The sequence below is a fragment of the Chelativorans sp. AA-79 genome (assembly GCF_029457495.1).
In the GTDB taxonomy this organism is placed as follows: Bacteria; Pseudomonadota; Alphaproteobacteria; order Rhizobiales; family Rhizobiaceae; genus Chelativorans.
In genome coordinates this window covers 1,258,995-1,283,740 of record NZ_CP120361.1, presented here as the reverse complement: position 1 = coordinate 1,283,740, position 24,746 = coordinate 1,258,995, and the positions used below count along the sequence as shown (strand labels likewise).

Sequence of the window (24,746 nt, the reverse complement as noted above, 5' to 3'; positions counted from 1 at the left end):
CTGGCGGGAGCGAGGCTGCGGTCAGAATTTGCCGACGACGTTGAGGAAGACGCCCTGGTCGTCGAGGGTGAGGTCGCGGAGATCGTCGGAGAAGCGCCCGAAATTGTATCCGACACCGACCTTGAAGTTGTTTCCGACATGGCGGTAGAGGGCGGCGAGCGCGCCCCAATCCGTGGTGTCGGCCTCGGGCATGTGGAGCGCGCGGCCCTCGATGAGCACGTCCCAGCTCTTGATCAAATGCAGGTCGGCGCGCAGCACGCCGAGATGGGCGGACGAGGCCTGCCACTCCTCCTCGAAGGTGGAGCCGCCGCCGGTGCGGTATTTGACCTCGCTGTAGCGGAAGCCGTATTTGCCGCCGACCGACAACCACGGGGTGAGATCGTAGATGAGGTCGGCCGAGACGATGTGGCTGCGCTGGGCGGGAGCGAAACTGTCACCCGTGGCGCCGCTGATGAGCTGGTTGTTGCCCGGCAGGTCGTAAAGCCAGGTGTATTTGAACAGCGCGTTGAGCTTCTCGTTGTCGACCGGCCGGTAGGCATAGCCGACGGAAGCCTCCACATAGTCGGTGTTGGCGAAGGAGGTCGAGGAGGACTGGGTGTCGGAGACGACCGCGTCGATATGGGCGAGGAGCCGCCAGTCGGGACTGGTCTTCCAGCTCAGGCCCGCGGCGAGGAGATAGGTGTTCTGGTCCCGCGTGCCGTCGTCGGAGCGCTCGATGCGCACCTCGCCGCGCACACGGGCCTTGATGCCTGCCTCCTCGTCCTTGTAGCCGATGGCGAGCGAAGGGGCGTAGCGGTCGAAGTCCTCCTGCTGGACGCCTTCGCTCACGGTATTGTCGCGCACGCGGCCGATCTCGAGGCCGGCATCGACCGTCCACATGGCGTCGGGCGTGTAGATCACGCCGTAGGTCTGGGTCAGCGAATGGCGCTCGCCGAACATGTCGTAGGTCGATTCCGAATAGGCGGACGTCGTCTCGCCCATGGTGCGCTTCATGCCGGCGACGATCGCGCCCTTGTCGTAGCCGAAGGGCTCGTAGTCGCGGTCGAGGTCGAAGGCGCGGTCGGGATCGAGCTTGTAGCCGACATAGTAGTGGTCGTTGGCCGTCGGATCGTAGGTGATGCCGGCGAGCGCGCCGAGCCCGTGCGTGCCGTAGGAGACCTCGCCGGAAAGCGCGATCTTGTCGGTGAGCCTGAACTCGGTGCCGATGCCGGCACGGTCGTTGCGGTCGATGTCGTCGGCGCGGTCCAGCGTGCCCTGCGCGAAGGCATAGACCAGCCGGTCCTCGTCGATACGGTAGTCGACGCGCACGCCCGCGTCGACGCGCGAGCCGTCATAGCCCGACTTGCCGGCATCGATCGCCCTGGGCGACATCAGCTCCGTGTAGGAGACGCCGAAGGAGACCTTCCAGTGCCGGTCGAACTCCCAGGAGACCGTGCCTTCGCCGTTGCGCTGCGACTGGCCGTCGTCGTCACTCAAGTCGTCATAGGAGAAGCCGAGAGTGAGGTTCTCCGTCACGTCGACTTTGCCATCCACGCCCCAGATGCGCCGGTTGACGGCCGCATAGTCGTAAAGGGTTGAGAAGCCCCTCTCCTTCTCCTCGTAATAGGCCCCGATGCGGCCTTTCACGGGCGCGCCGAGCTCTTGGAGATCCGCTTCGCCTTCAACGCGCCAAGCCGTGCCCTCGTCGTCTTCCGGGTCGTAGGCCTCCCCGTCATTGCCCCAGGTGAGTCCGCCGTCGGAGGATTGCGACAGGTCGAAGCCGCGGCCCTTGGAATGGGCGATCTCGGCCTTGAGCCACGTCTTTTCGGACCGGCGCAGCGTGATATCGGCCCCATAGGCCTTCTGGTCGGCCATGTCGGTCGAATCGTCCATGCCGGTGACGCCGACGCGCACATGATCGTTGAACCAGTGCTGCGCCCGCCCGCCATAGACATAGCCGTCGACGTCCGATGCCACCGGCTCGTACTCGTAATTGACGGTCAGGTAGAGCTTGCCGCCCCCGAGTGCCGTCTCGCGCACGGGGCTTGCCGTTCCGGTCATGGAGGTGAGCGGGCGGCGCAGGATGATCACGCCCTGCATGTAATCAAAGGAGTAGTCGTCGCCATAGACGAGCACCTGGCGCGAGAGCACCCGGCCGGTGACCGGATCGCGCGTCTCCACCGCCACGGTCTCGGAGCCTTCGACGATGTCCTGGCGCTGCAGGAAATAGGCCGAGCCGCCGGTACCCAGGAATTCCTCGCGCGAGGGCAGCGTGTCGGGCTGGGCGGCATAGGCTTCCACTTCCGTGCGCCGCTCGCCGAAGGAGGTGGTCTCTTCGGACCTGTAGACGGCGGAAGCGCCGTAGAGCGCCCGGTCGGAGCGCAGGAACTCCGTGCCGGAAACCTCGGTCTTGTAATTGCCCCACCTGACATGGCTGTCGCCGCGCTCCAGCCGCACGTAGAACTTGCCCTTGGTGGGCGCATCCTCGACGAAGGTCGAATCGTCGCCATAGACGGGATAGTAGTCGTCCGGATCGAGTCGGCGCAGGATCTGGCGCGGGTCCTGGCTGTCCAGGTTGCGGAAGAGCTCGTCGAGTTCGTCCTCGCCCGTGTCGGCCGCGGCCGTAAGCAGGTATTTGCCCTTGATCTTACCCTTCAGGTAGAAGGCGAGCCGTCCCTTGGAATAGACCTCGTCATATTCGCCCGGCCGCACGTCCTCGACATGGTCGTCGCCCGTGCGCTTGCCGATGGTGAGATCGGCCAGCGCCACATAGAACCAGTCGTTGTCGGGGATGTTGATGTCGCGGGTAAATTTCAGCCCGCCCGATTTCGAAGGGCCGCTGACGCCCACCTTCACCGCATGATCGCCGGGCGGCAGGATACGCTGCACGACGAAGGACTGGTTCGGGTCGAGGGGAATCTCCTCGCCCAGCACGGAAACGGCAAAGCCGGGCGGCACATGGCGGCCGTAGACCGTCACCGCCCCGCCATGGATGGGAATGTTGCGCCGCGCCGTGCGGTCCTCGCCCATGCCCGGCGCGGTCGCCTCCGCCTTTTCGTGCCGCGGCAGGTCCTTGGCCGAGCGGGCGACGGTGAGCGGCTCGGTCTCGTCGAATCGGCCCTTGGCATCGTAGACGCGCAGCACGTAGAGGAAGTCGCCCTCCTCTTCCCGGGCCGCATCCGGCATCACCCAATCCGCTGTGGCGTTGACCGCCACAGGAATGATGGCCACCGGCCCGTCCTTCTCCCGGCCCTCCCGCAGGATGCGGATCTCCGCCTTCTCGATGAAGGCGGGATAGTTCGCGGTGGCGAGGAACGTCACCGTCTCGCCGGCCTTGTAGGTGCGCTCCACCGGCATGGTGGAGACGTTGAGCATGGGCTCGGCCTCCAACCCGTCGAACTTCACCTGGATGTCGACGGCGGCAAGCGAGACGTCCGTCCGGCGCTGCCGGTCCACCGGCCGTGCGGGCGGTCCCGAACTTGCCGAGGGAGTCTCGCCGGGCGCCAGGCGCCCGGTCTTCACGGCCGGTCCCCCGGCCCCTGCCGCAGGTGTTCCTTCGGCCTCGCCCTCAGTGGGATCGGCGCTCTTGTCGATCGTCTCCCCGTCAACACTGATCATGAAGGGGATGGCAGGCTTGTCGGCAGGGCTTTCGGCTTCCGTGTTCTCGCCCACCGGCAGCGGTCGCACTGCGCTGTTGGCCACCACCTTGCCGTCTTTTCCCGGCTCCTCAGCCGCCGCCAACGACGGAGCCGCGATCAGCCCGGCCAAAGCCGTGCCGGCAAGCAGGAGCAATCTCAGGTCGGGTCCTCCCCTCGCGTGGGCATGCCTCGCCCCCACCCCAGGCTTCTCGAAGTGGCCGAAGCGGACCATGCTCGTGACAAGGATCTTCATTGCCCCGCCTCCACGCGCGTCTCGATATCCAGCGGATAGGCCCGCCCGCGCCGTCGCCATCTGTCCGCGATCAGCTCCTTCATTCGTTTCACCCGCGCTTCGGCCAGGGTCTCGTCGCCGGCCGCATCGACATAGGAGAGCCTCAGGACAGACTGTTCCGCCGAAAGCACCTCGATCAGCTGGTCGATGCCCGCGGCCCATTCGGCAGAAAGCTCCGCCTCGCCAGGCACGAAGGCCTCCGCCGCGAGATCGAGCCGCACCACCCGGCCGATGGAGGCGCCGAAGTTCAGCTCCGTCATCTTGCCCGCCGTCAGACGCACCACGCGCGGATTCTCCGTCGTCAGCCGGTAGCCCGTGGGCAGCGTCCGCGGGTCGAGCTTCATGATGAAGTTCGAGCCGATGCGCGCTTCAGGAAGATCGGCGCAGGCCACATGGAAGCGGCCATGCTCGTCCGTGGTGATGAGCCAGCCCTTCACCGTGGCGACGCGGACCCCCGGCAGACCCGGCTCGCCCGGGTCCTGGTAGCCGTTGCGGTTGATGTCATCGAACACCTTGCCGATGATGTCGCCGCAATCGAACACCGGCTCGACGATGATCTCCACCACCGCACGCGCCGTCGCCGTGAGCTTGTTGCCGGAAGAATCCTGTGCATGGGCGAGGTTCACATGCTCGCCCGGACCGGCCGTCGAAAGCGCCAGGAGCCGCAGGCGGATTTCGATCTCCCCGTTGCCGGGCACCGCGACATCGGCGAAGCGGATTTGCCGTCCGGCGATCTCCGGCGTCACCTCGGCGCCACCCACCGTGGCCGAGCCTTCCACATAGCGGAAGCCCGCCGGCATGGTGTCGATCACCGTGATGCCGGTCGCCTGCGACGGGCCGCTGTTCGTCACGCGGATGGTGAACGGCGCCTGCTCGCCGCGGCGGATGAAGCGCAGATTGGCGATCTTCGTCACCGTCAGGTCGCTCACTGCGGCTGGCAGCGCCAGAACGGCCACGTCCTCATTCGATTCCACAGGCATGCCGCCGGTGACCGCCGTGCCGAAGGCGTAGCCGAGCGCCGTCGCCGTGTTCTCCACGCCGTTCTCGATGCCCGCGCCATTGTCGATATCGACCTGGGTCAGCGTGTAGCTTGCCGTGAACTCCCGCGTCGAACCGTCCTCGCCCTGCGGCGCCAGCGTCACGGGCGAGGGACCGGAGACCGGCTTGATCTCGGAGAAGGCGCCCATTGCCCTTGCCTTGTTGAAGGTCGGGCCGGCATCCCTCGGCATCACGTCGTCGAGCGGCACATTGCCCTCGTTCGCCACCGTGAAGGTGTAGACGATCGTCTCGCCCGCGTCCGCCACGCCGTTCTGGTTCTCGTCGGCGAACCGGCCCGTCTTCTCAAGCGTGACCGCCGGCGCCGGCGCCGGCACCTTCACACAGGCCTCCGGCATCGGATCGGCGTCGCAGTCGGGTTCGGGATCGCCCTCGCGATAGGCCAGGTTGACGATCTCCGTCACCGTCGGATCGAGCGGATCGTCGACCGTCACCTGGTACTCGACCGCCAGGGTCCCGCCGGCCGGCACCACCAGGTCCGCCCACACGAGCGGATCGCTGCCGGTGGGCTCCACCGCCGCGCCGTCCACCGTCGCCGTGCCGGCCACATAGGCGGTGTTGTCGTCGATATTGTCGGCCAAGTCGTAGAGCGCTGCCGCCGTGCCGGCATTCGTCAGCGTCACGGTATAGGTCAGCACCTCGCCCGGCTCGGCAATTCCATCCGTCTGGCCGTCCTCCTCCGTCAGGCTCTTGGACGGAACCGCAGTTCCCGGAGTGGGCACCACCACGCAGCCCGCCGGCAGAGGGTCCACGGTGCAGTCAGGCTCGGGGTCCCCGTCGCGATAGGCCACATTGCCGATCTCGGTCACGTCGGCCGGGATCGTATCGACGACCTTGACCGAATAGACCACGTCCACCGTGTCGTTCGCCGGCACCACGATGTCGGCCCAGGTGAGTGGATCGCTGCCGACCGGTTCGCGCACTGCGCCGCCCACCCTCGCCGTACCGGCCACATAGGTGGTGTTGTCGTCGATATTGTCCTTGAGGTCGTAGAGCGCCGCCGCGGACCCCGCATTCGTCAGCGTCACCGTGTAGGTGAGCGTCTCGCCGGGCTCGGCCGTATCGGCCACGAGCCCGTCCTCGGCCGTCAGGTCCTTCTCCGGCGTGGCCGTGCCGGGCGTCGGCACCGTCACGCAGCCGTCCGGCATCGGTGTTGTCGAACAGTCGGGCTCGGGATCGCCGTCCTTGTAGGCCACGTTACTGATCTCCGTCACGCCTGACGGGATCTCGTCCGCCACCGTCACCGAATAGACCACCGTCACGTTGCCGTTCGCCGGCACCACGATGTCCGCCCACAGCAGCGTGTCGCCATCGCTCGCATCCGGCTCGCCGGCATTCGCCGTGCCCGAAGTGGAACCAGCCAGATAGCTCGTCAGGGCGTCGATATTGTCCCTGAGGTCATAGAGTGCAGCGACCGGACCGGCATTCGTCAGCGTCACCGTATAGGTGAGCGTCTCGCCGGGCTCGGCAACGCCCGACACCAGTCCGTCCTCATCCGTCAGGTTCTTCTCCGGCGTGGCCGTGCCCGGTGTCGGGACCGTCTCGCAGCCGTCCGGCGGCGGATTGACGGAACAGTCGGGCTCCGGATCGCCGTCCTTGTAGGCCACATTGCTGATCTCCGTCACACCGGACGGGATCTCGTCCGCCACCGTCACCGAATAGATCACGGTCACGCTGCCGTTCGCCGGCACCACGATGTCGGCCCACAGCAGCGTGTCGCCATCGCTCGCATCCGGCTCGCCGGCATTCGCCGTGCCCGAGGTCGAACCAGCCAGATAGCTCGTCAGCGCATCGATATTGTCCCTGAGATCGTAGAGCGCCGCCGAGGAATCGTTATTCGTGAGCGTCACCGTATAGGTGAGCGTCTCGCCGGGCTCCGCCACGTCGGGCACGAGCCCGTCTTCGTCCGTCAGGTCCTTCGACGGGACCGCGGTTCCGGGTGTCGGCACCGTCACGCAGCCGTCCGGCTTTGGCGTTACCGTGCAGTCGGGCTCGGGATCGCCGTCCTTGTAGGCCACGTTGGCGATCTCCGTCACACCGTCCGGGATCGTGTCCGCCACCCTCACAGAATAGACCACGTCCACCGTGCTGCCCCGCGGCACCAGGATGTCCGCCCAGGTGAGCGGATCGGCGCCCGCCGGCTCCCGCGCCGCGCCGTCCACCATCGCCGTGCCAGGCACATAGGTGGTGAGGTCGTCGATGTTGTCCGCAAGGTCGTAATGCGCCGCCGCTGCGCCCGAATTCGTCAGCGTCACCGTGTAGGTGAGCACCTCGCCCGGCTCGGCGACGCCAGGTATCCCCCCCCGTCCTCGCCCGTCAGCAGCTTGGCCGGCGTGACCTTGCCCGGCACATTCGTGTTCGTGCAGGAGGCGTCCGGATTGGTGTCGCAATTGGGGTCCGTGCCGTCCTCATAGGCGATGTTGCCGATCGTCTCCGTGTCCTCGGGGATCGTGTCGGCCACACGCACCCGGTAGATCACCGTCACATTGCCGTTTCCGGCAACCTCGATGTCGGGCCAGGAGAGCGGATCGGTGCCCGTCGGCTCGACCGCCACACCATCGATCGTCGCCGAGTTCGGCACATAGCTGGTGAGTGCGTCGATGTCGTCGTTGAGGTCGTAGAACGTGGCACCCGCGCCGGCATTGGACAGCACCACCGTATAGGTGAGCACCTCGCCCGGCTCGGCGACGTCCGCAATCGAACCGCCGTCCTCGCCTGTCAGCTGCTTGTCCGGCGTGACCTTGCCCGGCACATTCGTGTTCGTGCAGGAGGCATCCGGATTGGTGTCGCAATTGGGGTCCGTGCCGTCCTCATAGGCGATGTTGCCGATCGTCTCCGTGTCCTCGGGGATCGTGTCGGCCACACGCACCCGGTAGATCACCGTCACATTGCCGCCGCCTGCAACCTCGATGTCGGGCCAGGAGAGCGGATCGGTGCCCGTCGGCTCCACCGCCACTCCGTCGATCGTCGCCGAGTTCGGCACGTAGCTGGTGAGCGCGTCGATGTCGTCGTTCAGGTCGTAACGCGTGGCGCCCGCGCCGGCGTTCGTCAGCACCACCGTATAGGTGAGCACCTCGCCCGGTTCGGCGACGTCCGGTACCGAACCGCCGTCCTCACCCGTCAGTTGCTTGTCCGGCGTGACCTTGCCCGGCACATTCGTGTTCGTGCAGGAGGCGTCCGGATTGGTGTCGCAATTGGGGTCCGTACCGTCCTCATAGGCGATGTTGCCGATCGTCTCCGTGTCCTCGGGGATCGTGTCAGCCACACGCAGCCGGTAGATCACCGTCGCCGTGCCGTTCCCCGGAACCGGGACATCGGCCCAGGAGAGCGGATCAGTGCCCGTCGGCTCGACCGCCACGCCATCGATCGTCGCAGAGTTCGGCACGTAGCTGGTGAGCGCGTCGATGTCGTCGTTGAGGTCGTAGAGCGCGGCACCCGCGCCGGCATTGGTCAGCACCACAGTATAGGTGAGCACCTCGCCCGGCTCGGCGACGTCCGGTACCGAACCGCCGTCCTCACCCGTCAGTTGCTTGTCCGGCGTGACCTTGCCCGGCACATTCGTGTTCGTGCAGGAGGCATCCGGATTGGTGTCGCAATTGGGGTCCGTGCCGTCCTCATAGGCGATGTTGCCGATCGTCTCCGTGTCCTCGGGGATCGTGTCGGCCACACGCAGCCGGTAGATCACCGTCACATTGCCATTTCCGGCAACCTCGATGTCGGGCCAGGAGAGCGGATCGGTGCCCGTCGGCTCGACCGCCACACCATCGATCGTCGCCGAGTTCGGCACATAGCTGGTGAGTGCGTCGATGTCGTCGTTGAGGTCGTAGAACGTGGCACCCGCGCCGGCATTGGACAGCACCACCGTATAGGTGAGCACCTCGCCCGGCTCGGCGACGTCCGCAATCGAACCGCCGTCCTCGCCTGTCAGCTGCTTGTCAGGCGTGACCTTGCCTGGGGTCGGCGTCACCGTGCACGCCTGCGGCGCGGCCGCACAGTCTTCCGTCGCCGCGTTGCGGATCTCCGTCACCCCGTCGGGAATCGGTGTATCCACAAGCACCTGGTAAACGACGGAGACGGACGTGTTCGCCGGGATGGCGATGTCGCTCCAGACGAGCGGATCGGGCCCGGCGGGTTCTATCGCCACCCCGTCCACTCTCGCAGAGTTGGCCACATACTCGGTGCTGTCGTCGATATTGTCCGTGAGGTCGTATTCTATGTCGAAGGGCTCGGTGTTGTTGAGCGTCACCGTATAGGTGAGCGTCTCGCCCGCCTCCGCGACATTGGGGATCTCGCCGCTTTCGGCGGTGAGATTCTTCACGGTCTCGACCAGCGGATAGACGTCGCGGTCTCTCGCCGTATTGTCGTCGGGGTTGGTGTCGGGCGAGCCCGAAGGCGTCGTGACGGTGACCGTGTTGATGATCTCTCCGGTCTTGTCCGACGGCACAGACATGGTGAGCGTGAAGGTGACGGAGTCCCCGACCGGCAGGTTCACCGGCACATCCACGATGCTCCCGCTGCCGCTCGCAACACCGCAGGACGCGGCGCCCGTGGGAGATCCGCAGGTCCAGGTCGCTGTGGTGACGAAGCTCGGAAGAGCATCGTTCACCAGCGCGTTCTGCACGCCGAAGGGCCCGTTGTTGGTGACCACCATCGTGTAGACGATGTCGCCACCCGGCGCGTAGGTCTGGCTGCCGTCATCCTTGGTGACCGCGATGTCTACGGGGAAGTCCAGCGGAGTGGTGGCGCACTTTGCGCCGTCATTGTTGCTCGTCGTGGCCGGTGAACTGGAGATCAGCGTCGCCTGCCCGGTGGCAAGGTCAAACTTGTAGAAGCCGCCGGAATTCAGAGCTCCGAAAACACCGTTGCTGGCACCGATCATAGCCCCGAAACCACCGGCGGTAACGCCCGACTGCCCGATCGGGTTCACCGCCCCGGAGGGACTTATCGAATAAACCATTCCCGTATTCGGGTCGTGGGCATAGAGCAGGCCATTGGACCAGGCCATATCTGCCGTTGCGACCGGTTGGGACAACGTGATGAGCGTCGCAGTCCGAGTGGACAGGTCGATTCGCCACATCTGGCTGGTGCTGCTGTTGTGCTTGACGTAGTAAGAGCCGTCGGCCGCGATATCGCCTGCCGCTATCCCCGCGCCGCTTATCAGACCGCCGCCTACATTGATCCCGCCACCGGAAACCACCCCGAGATCAATCGCAAGACCGTCGCTGCCGACACGCAGCAGGCGATAGTTGTCCGCACTTTGATCCAGTCTGAGCGCATAGATATAGTTGTCGACAGGATTGTACCCGGCGGCGTTATACGGGACCGATGCGGTACCTACGGCTGGATAGCTGAAGGGGTTGGAGGAGGTGCTGACTGAGTAAAGCGTGGTCGGGTCACCCTGAGCCAAATACATGGTGGAGGTGCACATGCCGAAGTCCGGCTGCGCGGTGTCCGTATCCGTCGCCGTGTTGTTGCTGGTGTCGGTGTCCGGAGAGTCGGACGGACTCGTCACTGTCGCCGTGTTGACGAGGTCGCCGGTGAAGCTCATCGGCACCGTCATGGTCAGCTCGAAGGTGACGGAGGCGCCGACCGGCAGGTTCACGCGCGCATCGGTGATTGCGCCCGTGCCGCTCGGCACCCCGCAGCTTCCGCCGTTCACAGGAGTGCCGCAGGTCCATTCGGCATCGGTGATGCCCACGGGCAGCGCGTCGTTGACGAGCGCGTTCTGCACGCCGAAGGGGCCGTTGTTCGACACCGTGATGGTGTAGGTCGTCTCCCCGGGCGCGTAGATGTCACGGCCATTGTCCTTGGCGATCTCCAGATCGACCGGGAAATCCAGCGGCGTATTCACGCATTTCGCGCCGTCATTGTTGCTGGAACCCTGCAGATTCGAGATCAGCGTCGCCTGACCCGTCGCCAGGTCGAACCGGTAGAAGCCGCCATCGTTGTTGCTGCCAAAGACGCCGTTGGGGGCGCCGAACAGGCCGCCGAAGGTGCCGGACACGCCGGTGGTACCGGTCGAGGTCGAAACCTGGCCGTTCGACGGATTGATCATGTAAAGCGGGCCATTATTCGGCGCGGCTATGTAAAGCAGCCCGTTGTGCCATGCGAGGTCATGGCCGTTGACGGCTTGACTCAACGGGACGGAATCCGCCGACATGGTGGGGATATCGATGCTGTAGAGCCTGCCGCCGGCCACCACGTAATAGGTGCCATCCGGGCCGATCTCGCCGGCAATGGCATTGACGCCCAGGCCGTCAACCGGCCCAAGCACGGCCAGGCTGCCGTCGCTGCCGATGCGCCCCAATGTTCCGGCCGTCCCGGCCGTGGAGACGAGCGCATAGATGTAGTTGTCGACCGGGTTCATCGCGACGGCGTTGTAGTTGTGCGACGATGGCGTGCCCACGGGTGCAACGACGAAGGGATTTGAGGAGGTGTCGAACCGGAAAAGCTGTGTCGGCTGGTTCTGCCCCAGATACATGGTCGCGTCGCAGGTGCCGAAGTCGGGCTGCGGCTCGTCCGTGTCGGTCGCCGTGTTGTTGCTCTCGTCGATGTCCGCGGCCCCGTTGGGAAGGGTCACCGTGGCGGTATTCGTGATATCGCCGATGATCCCCGAGGGTACTGTCATCGTCAGGCTATAGGTCACGGAACTGCCGGCCGGCAGGTCGGCAGTGGTGTCGATCGCGCCCGTGCCGCTCCCCGCGCCGCAGATGGCGCCGCCGGTCACGTTGCCGCAGGTCCATGTCGCCTGGGTGATGCCCACAGGCAGCGGATCGCTGATCTCGGCCGCCGCGACGCCATTTGGGCCGTTGTTCGTGACGACGATCGTATAGGTGGACTCGCCCGGGAAATGCATATCCCGGCCGTTGTCCTTGGTGATCGAGAGATCCGTTTCCTGAAGCGCGGGGACTTCCACGCAGGCGTCGGGATTCGCCGTGCAATCGTCGGTGGCTGCATTGCGGATGGTGGTTACCCCGGCGGGGATCGGGGTGACCACCGTCACCTGGTAGATCACCTCGGCGGTGCCGTTCGCCGGCACGACGATGTCCGCCCAGGTCAGCGGATCGGTGCCCGAAGGCTCCCGTGCCACGCCGTCGACGGTGGCGGACGTCGCCACATAGGTCGTGTTGTCGTCGATGTTGTCGACGAGGTCGTGGAGGGCGCCGACCGTGCCGCCGTTCGTCAGCGTCACCGTATAGGTCAGCGTCTCGCCGGGTTCGGCAACGTCGGTTACCGAACCGCTCTCGCCCGTCAGTTGCTTCGAGGGCACCGCCGTCCCGGGCGTCGGTGTGGTGACGCAGGCGTCCGGATTGGCCGTGCAGTCATCCGTCGCCGCGTTGCGGATCTCCGTCACCCCGTCGGGGATCGGGTTAGCAACCGTCACCTGGTAGATCACCTCGACCGTCCCGTTCGCCGGCACGACGATATCGGCCCAGGTCAGCGGACCGCTGCCCGAGGGCTCCTGTGCCACACCGCCGACGGTGGCGGAGGCCGCCACATAGCCGGTGTTGCCGTCGATATGGTCGACCAGGTCATGGACCGCAGGCTGGGCAGTGCTGTTCGTCAGCGTCACCGTGTAGGTGAGCGTCTCGCCGGGCTCGGCCACATCGGGGATGGAGCCGCTCTCGCCGGTCAGGTTCTTCGACGGGGTGGCCGCGCCCGATGCGGGCACCTTGACGCAGTTGGGTGGCGTCGGCGTGACGTCGCAATCAGGCTGCGGATCGCCGGTCCTGTAGGCCACGTTGCCGATCTCCGTCACCCCGGCGGGGATCGTGTCGGCCACCGTGACCTGGTACTCCACCGTCACCGAACTGTTGGCCGGGATGGTGATGCCGGCCCAGGTGAGCGGGTCGGTGCCCGTCGGCTCCGCGGCCCCGGCGGTTCCCGCCGTCGAGCCGCCCACATAGGTGGTCAGGTCGTCGATATTGTCGGTGAGATCGTAGAACGCGTCGCTGTCGCCGTCGTTGGTGAGCGTCACCGTATAGGTGAGCGTCTCGCCGGGCTCGGCCACGTCGGGGATCGAGCCGCTTTCGTCCGTCAGCGCCTTCACCGGCACGAAGTCGTCATTGGTGATCGTGCAGATGGCGTTCTGGCCGTTGGCGAGCGTCAGCTGGTTGTCGGCCACGGGCGCGGTCGCACCGCCGTCGACGGCGCAGGAGTAAAGACTCGGCGCGTAGCCGGGCAAGCTGTCCTCGGCCAGCGTGTAGGTGCCCGCCGGGATCGAGACATTGGTGACGGCCGCATCACCCGTCGGGCCTTCGATCACATCGGCGGGCGTGGCGTTGTTGGTGGCGCGCAGCGTGAAGTCGGTGGCGGCATTCGTCCCGCCGTCGTCGTTCGTCACCACCTTGCGCAGCGTGACCTTCGGCTGGCAGATCGCCTCCGAATTGATCTGCGCCATGAAGGCCTGGGCACCCGGGCCCGATTTCACGTGGACGATGATCTCGTTGAAGCCCGTCTGCCAGGCACCGTTCATGGAGCCGATAGCGACACCGCCGGCGCCGAATCCGCCGTAGAAGTAGGGGTCTGCCCCGCCGAAGCCCGACTGGATGTTCTGCGCCACCCCGTTCACCCAGACCTGGTAGACCGAGTTGTCGGCATAGAAGCTCATGTCCAGGTCGAGGCTTGCCGGATCGACCGCCGGATCGAGATTGAACTGATAACGGTAGAAGATGTCGTAGTTGACGGTGGGGTTGGGGTGCATTGCTGTCGAACTGTTGGAGATCCAGTTCGCATTGCCGAAGGGCGACGTGATATAGACAGCCGGCGGGTTGCTGACGACCGTCGCGGCGCCCCAGGTGAGCCCTGCCGGAGGTGCGCCGGTTACTGGCGTCGGCGTCAGCGCCACCTGCCAGTAATTGTCGAAGCCGCTCGTCTTCATGCCGCCGGCGCCGTCATAGGCCGTGTTGAAATAGGCACCGGAGGTCGAACAGGACATCGTGTCCGGCGGGTTCGGCGTATAGGGCGGCGTGGGCGTCGTCACCGAGCACTGCGTGCAGTCTTCCGGCACGTCGCCGCCGCTGATGCGATTGGTGATATCCGTGGTGCCGAGCGGAATGGGCGCAGCCACCGTCAGGTCGATCTCGACCACGGCCTCGCCGCCCACCGGCACTTCGGCCACGGTGAGAAGGATGGTGGACGACCCCGTAACCGGGTCCGTGAAGCCGCTCGCGCCGTCGACGCGGGTCATGGTCGCGCCGTTCGGGATGTTCTCGATGAACTCGAAATCCCCGAAGGCCGAGCCGCCCTCATGGGTGATCGTCACCTGATAGGTGAGCACCTCGCCGGGCTCGGCGAGATCGTTCGTCGTGATGCTTTCGCCGATGAGTTCCTTGCGCACGCTCACGACCGGATCGGCCGGGGTGTCGGTATCGGTGGCGGCGTTGTTCTCGGGAGTGGCGTCGATCACGCCGGCGGGCGCCGTGACGGTCGCCGTGTTCACGAGATCGCCCGTGAAATCGGTCGGCACGCTCATGGTGAGCGTGTAGGTGACGGACGCGCCTGAAGGCAGGTCGGCCGTGGTCGCGATCGCACCGGTGCCGTTCGCCGCATCGCACACGGCGCCGTTGGTCTCGCCGCCGCAGGTCCAATTCGCCGTCGTGATGCCGGCCGGCAGCGGATCGTCGATCGCCGCATCGGTCACGTCGTCCGGGCCGTTGTTCGTGGCCACGATCGTGTAGACGACATCCGTTCCCGGCGCATAGGTGGTGGCGCCGTCATCCTTGGTGATCGCAAGGTCCGCCGTGCGCTGCTCGTTGGTGAAGACGCACTGGATGTCCGCCTCCGGCCTCACATTGGCGGCCGGGATGGTCATCGCCGGCGCGGCGAAACTGCCGATCGTCGTCGGATTGCCGGTATTGGCGGAATTCTGGTCGGTGCAGACGGCGGTCTGGAGCGCCCAATCGGCCGGCACGACCTCGCTGAGCGTGATATCCGTCCGCGTGTCCCGCCCGAAATACATGGGCGAGGAGACGGCGGTGCCCGCTTCGGCCGTCGTCAGCGTCGTCGCGGGAACGGCGGTGCCGTTCGCCTGAACGATATTCGTCATGTCGATCTGGAAGCTGCCCGTGCCGCCTTCGCTCACCTTCGAGACCGTCAGGCAGGGCGGGCGGACGAAAAGCGAGTTGGCAATGTTGTCGCCACTGCTGACGTTGCTGGATGTAATGCTGATAGAGGTGATCGTGTCGGCGCTGGTTCCGTGCACGAAGCCCGACTGCCGGTAAGGCCCGCCCGGACTGAAGCGAACGGCACCGCCCGAATAGGTCAGATCCCCTCGAGCGAGCGAGAAATCGGCTGTCGTAGCCGTGCTCCCTGCACCCAGCCCGACGGTGAAGACCGGCGGGACCGCATCGTAATCGGCTGTGCCGGTTTCGTTGACATCGATGACTGCGAACTGGATCCAGTTCGCCGGAATCGGCTGCGAGAAGGTCCACCGGATCGTGTAGTCATCGCCGCCTTGCGTCGCCCAGGGTTGATCGGTCTGCCACGCGCCAGCGGTTTTCTGGACGGTGCCGGTGATCGGGAAAGGCGACAGCGTGAAGGTATTGCCCGCGGTCACAAGGCGCGGCGAGCAGGCGCCCGAACTGGGCGGGATCTCCATCGTGTCCGTATCGCTGGCCGTGTTGTTGCTCGTGTCGGCTTCCGTCATCCCGTCCGGCACGCTCACCGTTGCGGTGTTGGTGAGACTGCCGCTGAAGCTTGCGGGCACGCTCATGCTGAGCGTGTAGGTGACGGAAGCGCCGGCGGGCAGATCCGCGGTCGTGTCGATCGCGCCCGTACCGCTCGGTACGGCGCAGACGGCGCCGCCGGTCTCGCCGCCGCAGGTCCAGGTCGCATCGGTGATGCCCGCCGGCAGCGGGTCGCTCACCTGCGCGCCCGCGACGCCGTCCGGGCCGTTGTTGGTGACGACGATCGCATAGGTGGCGTCGAAGCCGGGCCTGTAGGTGGCCGAGCCGTCATCCTTGGTGATGGCGAGATCGACCTGGCTCTGCTCGTTTGTGAACAGGCACTGGATATCGGACTGCGGCCGCACATTGGCTGCCGGAATGGTGAGCGTGGGCGACGTGAAGCTGCCGATCACGGTCGGGTTGCCGGTGGAGCCCGCGTTCTGGTCGGTACAGACAGCCGAGGCGAGGTTCCAGCCCGCCGGCACGACCTCGCTGAGCGTCAGGTCCGTGCCCGGAACAGAGTTGTAGGCGGGCGAGGAGACGGCGGTGCCCGCCTCCGTGGTGGTCAGCGTGGTCGAGGGTACGGCGGTGCCGTTCGCCTGCACCACATTCGTCTGGTCGATCTGGAAGCTGCCCGTGCCGTCCTGGCTCACCTTCGCGACGGTCAGGCAGGCCGGAGCGACAAAGAGCCGGTGGGCGATATGGTCACCGATCTCGATATTGTTGGCGGTGATGGTGATGGAGGTGACGGTATCCGCCGAATTTCCCCGCAGCGTGGCGATCGCCTTCCTGCCATCGCTCGAAGTGACGTAACCCAGCGCGCCCGTGGAGGCGTTGTAGGTCATGTCGTTCATGATGGGCTGGGAGTCCGGAACGATGGAAAAGTCCGCCGGGGTTGCCGTGCCGCCCGCCAGCGAGACACTGATCGAGGGCGGCGTGGTCGGATAGGCCGTCCCGCCGCCGACATCGTAAACGGCAAACTGGATCCAGTTTGCCGGTACCGGCTGGTTGAAGGTCCACCGGAAGACATAATTCCCGCCAAAGGTCGACCACGGATTGTCGGGATTCCACCCGTTGGGGGCGCCCGACCTCTGCACCGTGCCGGAGACACTGAATGGCGCGAGCGTGTAGGACAAGGCTGGGGTCAGCAGACGCGGCGAGCACGCGCCGGAGACAGGCGGCGGCGCCATCGTGTCGGTGTCGCTGTCGGTGTTGTTGGCTGTGTTGGTATCGGTTACGCCATCCGGCGTGGTCACCGTCGCCGTGTTGGTGAAGCTGCCGGTCTGGCCCGACGGAACGCCCATCGAGAGCGTGTAGGTGACGGAGGACCCCGCCGGCAGGTTGGCCGTTGTGTCGATCGCGCCCGTGCCGTTCGCCGCGCCGCAAACGGCGCCGCCGGTGGCATTGCCGCAGGTCCAGTTGGCAATGGTGACGCCGGCGGGAAGCGGATCGCTGATCTGGGCATTCTGCACGCCGAAGGGGCCGTTATTGGTGACGGTGATGGTGTAGCTTGCGTCCAGCCCCGGCGTGTAGGTCGTCACGCCGTTGTCCTTGGTGATCGCGAGGTCGGCAGGCAGCTCAACCGGCGAGTTGACGCACTTGGCACCGTCGTTGTTGGACGAACCCGGCAGGTCCGAGATCAGCGTCGCGGCACCCGTCGTCAGGTCGAACTGGTAGAAGCCGCCATTGTTGTTGCCGCCATAGACGCCGTTGGTGGCACCGTACAAGGCGCCGAAAGCCCCAGCCACACCCGTGGGGCCAATCTCGCTGACGAACCCGCTCGTCGGGTTGATGGAATAGAGCGAGCCGCCGGCTTCGCTCGCGTACAGCAGCCCGTCATGCCAAGCCAGATCGTGCACGCTGATCGACTGCGACATGGTGATGGGAGTGGCCGTCCGCGTTGCGATATCCACGCGATAGAGCACACCGTTGTTTCCCGCCGCCTTGGTGTAATAGCTCCCGTCGGGTGCGATCTCGCCGATGCCGTAGCCACCGCCGTCCGGCAGACCTGCAATGGGTCCCATTTCCGCCACGATGCCGTCACTGCCGATCCTGAGCAGGACGTTCGTCGGGGAAGGCGGCGTATAGCGTATCGCGTAAATGTAATTGTCAGCCGGATTGTAGGCCGTGCCATTATACAGCACATCCGAAATAGGGCCGACCGGATTGACGGGGAAGGGATTCGACGAGGTGTCGAAGCTGTAGAGCCCCGTTGGGTCGCCCTGAGACAGATACATGGTCCCGTCGCACGAACCGAATGTCGGCTGCGCGTTGACCGTCAGCGTTGTGCTGCCGGTCGGAACGAGGTTGCCGACGCTGGACGACATATTGCTGGTGTCGTTCGTGTAGCTGCCCGCCGCCGTTGCCGTCACATCGACGGTGACCGTACAGGTGGCGCCGGGAGCGACACTGATGTTGGTTGCCCGCACGGAGGTCGCGCCCACGGCAAGAGCCCCTCCGGACGCGTCAGTGACCGAAGGCGTGCCGCAGCTTCCGTTGTTCGTCGCCGTGGCCGAAGCGAGCGTCACGCCCGCCGGCAGGTTGTCGGTGAAGTCCAGCGGCGTGAGCGTGACCGAGGCCGACTGGTTGGGATTGGCGATCGAGAAGGTGAGTTGGCTCGTCTCTCCCGCCATGATCGTGGCGGGGCTGAACTGCTTCGTCAGCGGGGCGGTGGGGAAGGAGAGCGTCCATGCGTTGCCGTCATTGAAACCGACGGGGTTACTCACGGGAGGCGTCGCATTGTGATTTAAGGTCAGAGATTGGATGAGGCCGGAGGACGCAGTCACACGGAAGGAGCCGCAGGCACCGTTGATGGTATCGGCGGTGGTGTTGTTGTTGCAGCCGTTTGTGGTCGCCGGCTGAACGGTGTTGTTCAGCGTCGTGCCGCTGACATCCATCAGGTTGTTCCTGACGATCGCCTGCAGGCCTATCGCGGCACCCGTGGTGCTCGTGCCGGTGATTGCGAGGCGCGATGCATCCAGATTGTAGAGATGGAAGATCGGGGCGATCAGCGGCTTGCTGAGGACGAAGCTGGAGACGTAGCCGTTGCTCCCCTCGATACAGCTGTTCGCCACCAGCCCGTAATTGGTAAAGTCCGGCTCGATGAAGGTAGCGACGTTCGAAAAGCTGTTCAGGCTTGAGGCCGTTCCGGATCCTCCCATGAAGAGGCAGCCGGCGGCAGATGGCGCGGCCACCCGCGATGTGATGGTTTGGGTCGCGGTAACGTTTGGGCTGCCATAAGGGAGGGGCCTTCCCCACGTGAAGGTTCGCGTGGCGCCAACAGTGGCACCAGTTCCCGAGATCGCGGACGGCCACGCCTGCGAGGGCGCCTCCACCGCTTGGCTGTTACCGCTCCAAAGCACCGCGGTGGCAGCAACGGAAATAGCCAAACCAGCCATCCCGGAGCGCACGCGACAAGGCAACGTCACCCTTGTGATGGATTCGGAAATCACCGCCGTCGGAAGCGGGTCGATGAGTGGAGGCCTCGCTGCGCGAGCAAAGTAGTCGACCAGACGGCGCGCGACAGCGCGCAGCGAAAATGCATTCCGCATGCAATTGCCCCCTCGAAACGAGTCGTCCGAAAGAGGGCTTCTTCAGCTGTTGCTTGCCGCCACCTGTCTCGGCCCGCGCCTGTTGCCTGACGCGAATCACCCAGCCTCGACAAAAACCCCCGTACGGACAACTCCGCACGGGGAGGAAGGCATACTCGGCGGAAGATGTATTTCAGAATACTTCGCCGGTTTCACAAAAGTCATGTGAAGGTCGGAAAAAATCGTCCGAGCGGGCAGCGCATGCTTAACAGCGGCTTAGCGGCTACACCCTGGCGCCGCTTATCCGGCGCCTTCTTCCCGGCAAAATTGTGGCGCGTGCCGCTTCTGCTGCGTTTCCCCTGATTCGCAACGCCTTGTCTCCGGCGCTGCCGGAAAAGCCCGGAAAGGAAGCCGGAACAAGGTGGCGCGGAGGAACGTTCCGGGTGCGACCGAGATGCTTTCGAAGAGGGACGTCATGGCTATCGGACGCACGCAGTGGGCGATCGCGGAAGGCTACATTCCCGGCACGAGCCATGGGCCGGCGCCGGCCATGACCAGCCATGAGGCCGCCTGCCTGCTGAACGCGGGCGAGCGCGACGCCCATGTGGAGATCATGGTGTATTTCACCGACCGCGACCCCGTGGGCCCCTATCGCGCCCTCGTGCCGGCGCGGCGCACGGTGCACCTGCGCTTCAACGAGTTGAAGGACCCGGAGGAGATCCCGCGCGACACGCCCTATGCCAGCATCATCACCTCGGACGAGCCCATCGTGGTGCAGCATACGCGGCTCGACAGCCGGCAGGCGGAAAACGCGCTCCTGTCCACCATCGCCTATTCGGAAGCCTGACGGCCGCTTGTCGCGCTCAAATGGACCGGGCGCATGGAAGCGGCTCCGCCCTGGGCGGACCGCATCAGCCGGAAAGATGGCGGGTGGCGTAATCGGCCGAGGTCAGCAGCGCCAGGATCACCAGCCACGCGGCGGCGGCGATGGCGAAGAGCCGCACGAGGCCCGTCTCCTCGCGAAGATGCATGAAGAACCAGAGGATCAGCGCCGCTTTGGCGAGCGCGATGGCCATGCCGGCCAGAAGGCTCGGCGGGCCGCTGAGCAGGAAGCTTGCCGAGACCGTGAGGGCTAGGAGCGCAAGGAGGCCCGCCCAGGTGAGGACATATGGCCGGATGCCGCCCATGCCCTCACCGTGCGAGATAGAGCGCGGGGTAGAGGAACACCCAGACGATATCGACCAGGTGCCAGTAGAGGCCGGAGGTCTCGACCGTCACGGCCCGGTTCGGCAGGGGGAGAGAGCCCCGCCGGATCCGCCAGGCGAGGAAGAGGAGGAGGCATATCCCGACGGTGAGATGGAAGGCATGGAGCCCCGTCGCGATGAGGTAGAGGTTCATGAAGAGCTCCTCCACCGGCCCGGAGAACCGGGTGGGCCAGCTCAGAGCGGGAAGAAGTCCGTCGCGGTATTCGAGCCAGTATTCCAGCCCCTTGAAGCCGAGGAAGAGGATGCCGAGGCCAGCAGCAGCCGAAAGCAGGCCGGCGGTCCAGCGCACCCTGCCCGCGCGGGAGGCCGCGACGGCCAACGCCACGCAAAGGCTCGAAGTCAGGAGCACGAGCGTATTCCCCGCGCCGATCCACAGATGCATCTTCTTCGACGCGGCGACGAACGCTTCCGGGTGCAGGCCGCGGATCACGAAGATGGCCGCGAAGACGCCGCCGAAGAGCATGATCTCCGTGGCGAGGAAGACATACATGCCGAGCATGTCAGCCTCGTGCTGCTGCCCCGGCCGGCGATAGGGCTCGTGCACCTCCACGCGCTCAGGCATCCTTGTACTCCATCTCGTAATCGTAGGGCGGACCCGTGATCACTGGCTGCTCCTCGAAATTGTGCTTGGGCGGCGGAGAGGGGACCGTCCATTCGAGGCCCGCCGCGTTCCACGGATTGGCCGGCGCCGGCGGCCCGTAGCGCAGCGAATAGAAAAGGTAGGTGAAGGGCAGGAGATAGGCGATGCCGAGCACGCCCGCGCCGGCCGAGGACAGCACGTGCAGCACCTGAAAGTCGTCGGGATAGACGTGGTAGCGCCGGGGCATGCCCAGGTAGCCGAGGATGAACTGCGGGAAGAAGGTGAGATTGAAGCCGAGGAAGATGAAGATGGCCGAAAGCCGCCCCCAGACATGGGAGTAGTTGCGGCCGAACATCTTCGGCCACCAGTAGTGCAGCGCGCCGAAATAGGCCGACACCGTGCCGCCCACCATGATGTAGTGGAAATGGGCGATGACGAAATAGGTGTCGTGCACATGCACGTCGATCGCCAGCATGGCGACGATCAGCCCGGTCAGGCCGCCGACGACAAAGAGCCCGATGAAGGCCGCCGCATAGAGGAAGGGCGTGTCGAGCGATATGTGGCCTTTGTAGAGGGTGGCAGTCCAGTTGTAGACCTTGATGCCGGACGGCACGGCGACGGCGAGGCTCAGGAAGGAGAAGACGGCGCTCGCATACATGGACTGGCCGGCCACGAACATGTGGTGCCCCCAGACGAGGAAGCCGATAACGGCGATGGCGATGGACGAGCCGGCCACGAACCAGTAGCCGAAGACCGGCTTGTGCGCGGCCGCCGAGACGAGCTCGCTGACGACGCCCATGGCCGGCAGCACCATGATGTAGACGGCGGGGTGGCTGTAGAACCAGAAGAGATGCTGGAAGAGCAGCGGATCGCCGCCCAGCGCCGGATCGAAGACGCCGAGGCCGAAGAGCCGCTCGGCGGCGATCAGCGCCAGCGTGATCGAGAGCACCGGCGTGGCGAGCACCAGGATGACCGAGGTCGCGTAATGCGACCAGACGAAGAGCCGGAGCCTGCCCCAGGTGAGGCCCGGCGCGCGCAGCTTGTGCACGGTGACGATGAAGTTGAGCCCGGTCAGGATGGAGGAGAAGCCGACGACGAAGACCGCCGCCGCCACCAGCACCACATGGCCGTTGGCGAACATGGAGGAGAAGGGTGCGTAGAACGTCCAGCCCGTATCCACGCCGCCTGCGATCAGCGCATAGAGCGTGAAGAGCCCGCCCAGCATGTAGATGTACCAGGACAGGAGGTTGAGGCGGGGGAAGGCGAGGTCGCGCGCGCCGATCATCAGCGGGATCAGGAAGTTGCCGAAGGTATTCGGGATCGACGGGATCAGGAAGAACCAGACCATGATCACGCCATGGATGGTGAAGGCGCGGTTGTAGCCCTCGTTGGTGAGCAGGTCCCCCTGCGGCGTGAGCAGGTCCGCCCGCACCAGCCCGGCCGCCATCCCTCCGACGAAGAAGAAGAAGGTGATAGAGAAGAGATAGAGAATGGCGATGCGCTTGTGGTCGGTGGTGAGCAGCCAGGATTTGAGCGTGTGCCCCGCGCGCAGGTAGCTCTCGCGCTCGGCCTCGGTCTCGTAAAGCCCGCGGCGCTCGAAATCCTTGTCGTGCCTGACGTCGCTCGTGTGGCTCATGGCTGCCCCTCCCCTCGTGCCGAGGCGAGCGACTTGATGTAGGCGACGAGCTTGAGCACCTCGTCCTCCGAAAGGACGTTCTGGAATGTCGGCATGATCCGCGGATAGCCGGCGGCGATCTGCGACTGCGGAAGCAGGATGCTGTCGCGGATATATTGCTCGTCCGCGGTGACGATCTCGCCGCCTTCGAGCGGCACGGGGCCGCCGTAGAGCCCTTCGAGCGGGGGCGCGTGGACGGTGGCGGCGGGCCCGTGACAGCCGCTGCAGCCGCGGCTGCGGAAGATGGCCGCACCGGCTTCTGCGAGCGGCTGGTCGACATCGGATTCCTCGAGCCAGCGTTCGTAGTCGCGCGCGTCCATGACCACGAAGCGGCCGCCCATGACGGAATGGTCCGTGCCGCAATATTCCGCGCAGGTGAGCCGGTAGATTCCGGGCTTGTCGGCGGTGAACCACATATGCGTGTAGCGGCCGGGCACGACGTCCTGCTTCAGGCGCAGCGCCGGGATATAGAGGCTGTGGATCACGTCCTGCGAGGCCATGGTGAGCCGCACCGGCTGGCCGACGGGCACGTGCAGCTCGTTGATCTCGCGCTGGCCGCCGGGATGCTGGAACTTCCACATCCACTGCTTGGCCACGACGTCGATTTCCAGTGCGCCGGCGGGCGGACGCTGGAGGTCGAAGAAGGACCAGGTCGACCAGGTGTAGAAGACGAGAAGAAGCACGAACGGGATGGCCGCCCAGGAGGTCTCGAGCCACACGTTCCGGTCGACCGGATGGCGCCGGTCCGCATCCTTGCCTCGTCGGTATTTGACCGCGAAGACGACGAGCAGGACGAAGACGGGCGCGGAAAGAAGCAGGCTCAGCGCCGATATGCCCATGACGAGCAGGTCGACATTGCCGCTGTGGGCGGAAGCTTCGGCGGGCCATAACCGGAGGAAACCGTTCATCGCCGGCCTCCCGCCTGCCGCTCGCGCAGGATGGAAGAACCGATGAAGGAGAGCCCCGCCGCCACGGTGAGCCCGCCGCCGACCCGCAGCAGCATCCAGACGAGCGAGCCGTAACGGCCCGTCTCCGGGTCGTAGTGATAGCACAGCAGGAGAAGCTGGTCGCGCCAGTTGCCCACCTGCCCCTCCCCCGCTTCGGTGAGTGCCAGGCGCAGGTCCGTGGGCTCCGGCGCAAGGCCATAGAGCCAGCGCGCAAGTTTCCCGTCGGGCGTGAGCACCGCCGTGGCCGCCACATGGGCGTACTGCCCGATCCGGTCGTCCCAGGCATAGCGATAGCCCAGCGCGTCCGTGACGGCCCGGATCGCCTCCGCGCGGCCCGTCACCGCGTGGGCCTTCCCCCCGAATTCGGGAAAGGCTTGGCTGAGCTCTGCAAGCGAGGCCTGCGCTTCCGCCGGCCCCTCCTTCGGGTCGATGCCGAAGGTCACGATGATGAAATCCTCGCCCGGCTCGAAGGGTTGCGCCCGCGCCGCCTGCGCAAGCCCGGAAAGCGTGACTCCGCAGATGTTCGGGCAGTTGTGCAGCACCGGGACCAGCAGCATGGGCTTGCCGCCAGCGAGTTCGGCAAGCGTTACGGACTTGCCTGCCTCATCCACGAAGGCCCCGTCGAGCGGCACTTGCGCGCCGGGGCGCTGGTCGATCCCCGCCTCGTTGAACGGATCGAAGGCGAATGCCGAACTGCAGGCGAATACCAGGGCGACGAGGATGAGAAAACGCTTCATCGGCGGCCTCCCTCCCCGTCCGGCCAGTCCTCCTTGGCCACAAGTTCCATCGCCCGCTCGATCGGAATGCGCGCCGTGCCGGCGCTGCGATCGGCCCAGGCATAGCCTTCGAGCCTGCTCTTCGCCTCCCGCTCGATCGCGATCCGGTCTCCCTCCGGTGCGGTTTCGAGGCGCGGCGCAGGCGGCACCTGCTCGACCGTCTCGAGTGGCATGACATCTGCCGGCTGTCGGAGATGGAAGAAAAGCGCCAGCAGGCCGGCAACCGCCAGGCCGGAAAGGATGATGACGGCGAAGAGCCCTCCGCCGAGCCAGGCGACGAGCCGCACCGGGACATCCCGGGGCTCATAGCCGTCTTCGACAACGTCTTCGGTGGAGCGTCG

The 24,746-nt window shown here is 65.7% G+C and carries 10 protein-coding genes; 1 reads left to right on the top strand and 9 read right to left on the bottom strand.

The features are described 5' to 3' along the window. Window positions 1-21: 21 nt before the first annotated feature. The 3 genes from PVE73_RS06360 to PVE73_RS06350 are packed head-to-tail and all read right to left on the bottom strand — an operon-like array spanning window position 22 to window position 18,793. On the bottom strand, window positions 22-3,870 hold the full coding sequence (locus PVE73_RS06360) for a TonB-dependent receptor (RefSeq protein WP_277366145.1): 3,849 nt from the start codon (window positions 3,868-3,870) through the stop codon (window positions 22-24). Beyond that, window positions 3,867-7,235, bottom strand: coding sequence for a hypothetical protein (locus PVE73_RS06355; RefSeq protein WP_277366144.1), 3,369 nt, complete (start codon window positions 7,233-7,235; stop codon window positions 3,867-3,869). The genes PVE73_RS06360 and PVE73_RS06355 overlap by 4 nt, the downstream gene beginning before the upstream one ends. Next, window positions 7,217-18,793: a hypothetical protein gene (locus PVE73_RS06350; RefSeq protein ID WP_277366143.1), complete on the bottom strand. Its 11,577-nt coding sequence runs from the start codon at window positions 18,791-18,793 to the stop codon at window positions 7,217-7,219. The genes PVE73_RS06355 and PVE73_RS06350 overlap by 19 nt, the downstream gene beginning before the upstream one ends. 844 nt (window positions 18,794-19,637) lie before the next feature. On the opposite strand from PVE73_RS06350, the gene PVE73_RS06345 reads away from it, so the two are divergent. After that, the gene (locus tag PVE73_RS06345) at window positions 19,638-20,009 is read left to right on the top strand and encodes a sensory rhodopsin transducer (protein WP_277366142.1); all 372 of its coding nucleotides are present in this window, start codon (window positions 19,638-19,640) and stop codon (window positions 20,007-20,009) included. Window positions 20,010-20,073: 64 nt separating this feature from the next. Here the strand turns inward: PVE73_RS06345 and PVE73_RS06340 are convergent, their stop codons facing one another. From PVE73_RS06340 to PVE73_RS06315, 6 genes are read right to left on the bottom strand one after another with little or no spacing between them, the layout of a single operon-like run. Then, the gene (locus PVE73_RS06340) at window positions 20,074-20,349 is read right to left on the bottom strand and encodes a cytochrome C oxidase subunit IV family protein (RefSeq protein ID WP_277366141.1); all 276 of its coding nucleotides are present in this window, start codon (window positions 20,347-20,349) and stop codon (window positions 20,074-20,076) included. A 4-nt stretch (window positions 20,350-20,353) separates the two neighbouring features. Further along, window positions 20,354-20,989: a cytochrome c oxidase subunit 3 gene (locus PVE73_RS06335; protein WP_277366140.1), complete on the bottom strand. Its 636-nt coding sequence runs from the start codon at window positions 20,987-20,989 to the stop codon at window positions 20,354-20,356. Next, window positions 20,982-22,643: a cbb3-type cytochrome c oxidase subunit I gene (locus PVE73_RS06330; protein WP_277366139.1), complete on the bottom strand. Its 1,662-nt coding sequence runs from the start codon at window positions 22,641-22,643 to the stop codon at window positions 20,982-20,984. Before PVE73_RS06330 ends, PVE73_RS06335 begins: the two co-directional genes overlap by 8 nt. Then, window positions 22,640-23,590, bottom strand: coding sequence for a cytochrome c oxidase subunit II (gene coxB, locus PVE73_RS06325; RefSeq protein WP_277366138.1), 951 nt, complete (start codon window positions 23,588-23,590; stop codon window positions 22,640-22,642). Before coxB ends, PVE73_RS06330 begins: the two co-directional genes overlap by 4 nt. Further along, window positions 23,587-24,366, bottom strand: coding sequence for an SCO family protein (locus PVE73_RS06320; protein ID WP_277366137.1), 780 nt, complete (start codon window positions 24,364-24,366; stop codon window positions 23,587-23,589). The genes coxB and PVE73_RS06320 overlap by 4 nt, the downstream gene beginning before the upstream one ends. After that, complete coding sequence (locus PVE73_RS06315; protein WP_277366136.1) at window positions 24,363-24,692, bottom strand: hypothetical protein; 330 nt, start codon at window positions 24,690-24,692, stop codon at window positions 24,363-24,365. Before PVE73_RS06315 ends, PVE73_RS06320 begins: the two co-directional genes overlap by 4 nt. Window positions 24,693-24,746: the final 54 nt, after the last annotated feature.

Coding starts and splice junctions, on each gene's coding strand:
- PVE73_RS06360 (WP_277366145.1), bottom strand. CDS start 3,870: ATGAAGATCCTTGTCACGAGCATGGTCCGCTTCGGCCACTTCGAGAAG.
- PVE73_RS06350 (WP_277366143.1), bottom strand. CDS start 18,793: ATGGGAGGATCCGGAACGGCCTCAAGCCTGAACAGCTTTTCGAACGTC.
- PVE73_RS06345 (WP_277366142.1), top strand. CDS start 19,638: ATGGCTATCGGACGCACGCAGTGGGCGATCGCGGAAGGCTACATTCCC.
- PVE73_RS06340 (WP_277366141.1), bottom strand. CDS start 20,349: ATGGGCGGCATCCGGCCATATGTCCTCACCTGGGCGGGCCTCCTTGCG.
- PVE73_RS06335 (WP_277366140.1), bottom strand. CDS start 20,989: ATGCCTGAGCGCGTGGAGGTGCACGAGCCCTATCGCCGGCCGGGGCAG.
- PVE73_RS06330 (WP_277366139.1), bottom strand. CDS start 22,643: ATGAGCCACACGAGCGACGTCAGGCACGACAAGGATTTCGAGCGCCGC.
- coxB (WP_277366138.1), bottom strand. CDS start 23,590: ATGAACGGTTTCCTCCGGTTATGGCCCGCCGAAGCTTCCGCCCACAGC.
- PVE73_RS06320 (WP_277366137.1), bottom strand. CDS start 24,366: ATGAAGCGTTTTCTCATCCTCGTCGCCCTGGTATTCGCCTGCAGTTCG.